Annotated in this window: 2 protein-coding genes; one reads left to right on the top strand and one right to left on the bottom strand. The window is 69.2% G+C overall.

The annotated features are described in order from the left end of the window. On the top strand, window positions 1-637 hold a 637-nt coding region (locus ABZT03_RS44000), incomplete at its 5' end, for an SDR family oxidoreductase (protein WP_356049907.1). A 1,147-nt stretch (window positions 638-1,784) separates the two neighbouring features. On the opposite strand, the gene ABZT03_RS44005 is transcribed toward ABZT03_RS44000, so the two are convergent. Next, window positions 1,785-2,057 (bottom strand): AfsA-related hotdog domain-containing protein (locus ABZT03_RS44005; RefSeq protein ID WP_356049909.1); only part of this gene is annotated, 273 nt, incomplete at its 5' end.

Below are 2,057 nucleotides of genomic sequence, written 5' to 3' on the forward strand. Positions count from 1 at the left end.
GGAGCGGCTTGCTGCGTTGGTGGGGGAGTTGCGGGGGGAGGGTTTTGAGGCTGATTACGTGGTGGCTGATGTGGTGCGGGGTGGGGAGGTGGCGGATGCGGTGGCGCGGACTGTGAGTCGTTTCGGGCGGTTGGATGTTGCGTTCAACAATGCGGGGGTGGGGGCGCGGCAGGTGGCGTTGCATGAGATGGGTGAGGATATCTATGACGTGATCATGGATACGAATGTGCGGGGGGTGTGGAACTGTATGCGTCATCAGATTCCCGCGATGTTGGGGCGGGGTGGCGCGATTGTGAATACGAGTAGTACGGCGGGGTTGGTGGCTACGCCGGTGGCTGCTCCGTATGTGGCGTCGAAGCATGCGGTGTTGGGGCTGACGAAGGCGGCGGCTGCGGAGTATGCGGCGCAGGGTATTCGTATTAATGCGATCACTCCGGGGACCACGCGGACGGAGATGATCGAGGGGTGGCTTGAGCGGGAGCCGGGGGCGGAGGAGTTGCTGCGGGGTGCGGCTGTGTTGCCGCGGATGGCGGATCCGGTGGAGATCGCGGAGGTGGCGGCCTGGCTGGGAAGTGACCGGGCTTCGTTCGTGGTGGGTGCGACGGTGCCGGTGGACGGCGGCTGGACGATCCGCTGACCACAGCGGGCAGCCGCCGCGCCTGCGCGGGCCGGTTGTCGGCACGTTCAGGGGTTTGTCCGGTGCTTCCCCCCGGCAGCCGGTTGTCGGCACGTTCAGGGGTTTGTCCGGTGCTTCCCCCCGGCCGCCGGCCGGCACATGTGCCCGGGCTTGTGCTTTCTGCTGCCCCGGCCGGTATGCGCTGTCCGGTGTGTGGCTGCCGCCTGGTCTTTCCTGTCTGTGTTCCGGCAGCTTTCCAAGCTGCGTCCGGTACGTCTGGGTGACCTCGATCGACATGAACCCCCCGTTCCCCCTTGGGCTTACGCCCGGTGTTGCCCTCTGCGCTGCCTGCTACGGCTCGTGCCCCGGCTCTCCGCTATTCGCCGGGCCTTCGCTGCACACGTCTCGCAGCCGTCGCCCCGATGTGCCCCGGCCTCCGCCGGGGGCGTCTTCTCCCGCCCCCGCCGGTGCGCGCTTCTCGGTGCGGCCGGTACTTTCCCCTGGCTTTTCAGTGCGGCAGCTTCCCCCGTCGTCCCCCGGTGCTTCCCCGTGGCCCTTGGCCGGCCCGCCCCTGGGCTTGCACCCTGCGCCGTTCCCGGTGTCGGCCGACGTGCCCACTTTCCCATGGGCCACGGCATGCGCCCCGGCTTCCCGCTTCCTCGGGTTCCCGGTCGGTCCTCCCTGCGCCCGCCGGGTACGCCCCCCCGGGGTTGCGGCCGGTAGTGTCCTTGCGGCTCCTGTTGCGGCAGTACCGGCACCCTCTGTTCGGCGTTTCCGCCGGGTTTCTGCTTGGGGTGTTGTCTCGGCTTCCGCGGTGACACCCCGCCTGGGCCCGGGCAGGCGCCCCTCCGGCCGGCGCCTGCCCAAGGCCTGTGCTTTGCTGCGGGCCTTGGTGTGGTGCTTGCCCTTGGGGTGTCCCGGTCGGTGTTTCCGCGGTCTTGGCTGAGGTGTCCTGGCCGGGCTGTGTGTTGCGGCGCCTTGCCCGCCTCCGTCTGGTGCCGCCCCCCGCCTCTGTCGGGTACGCCTCCGGCCTTCGCCGGTGCTTGCGTGGCGTCGGTTGGTGGGCGGGTGGGTGAGTGGTGGCTCGCGGGGGGTTGGTGTGGGGTGCGTGCCGGCGGCCGGTGCGTCGTCGGGGGTGCGTGGTGGTGGCGTGGTGTGTGGTTGGTGGTTAGGGGGTGGTGGGTTGGGTGAGGCGGATGGTGAAGGCGGGTTGGTTGTTTTGGTGGCCGGTGATGGTGATGGTGGTGTTGTGGGGGGTGGTGTGGGGGTGGGTGGTGATGAGGCAGGGGGTGTGGAATTCGATGTAGCGGGTGAAGCGCATTTCGGAGGCGGAGGGGGTGAAGCGCCGGCCGGGGGTGTGGAGGTGGGCGGCTTGTTGGGCGGCTTCGACCAGGACCATGGCGGGGAGGTGGTCGTTGGCGTGGTCGAAGAGGAGGTCGTT

This window comes from Streptomyces sp. NPDC005574, from assembly GCF_040605435.1.
GTDB lineage: Bacteria > Actinomycetota > Actinomycetes > Streptomycetales > Streptomycetaceae > Streptomyces.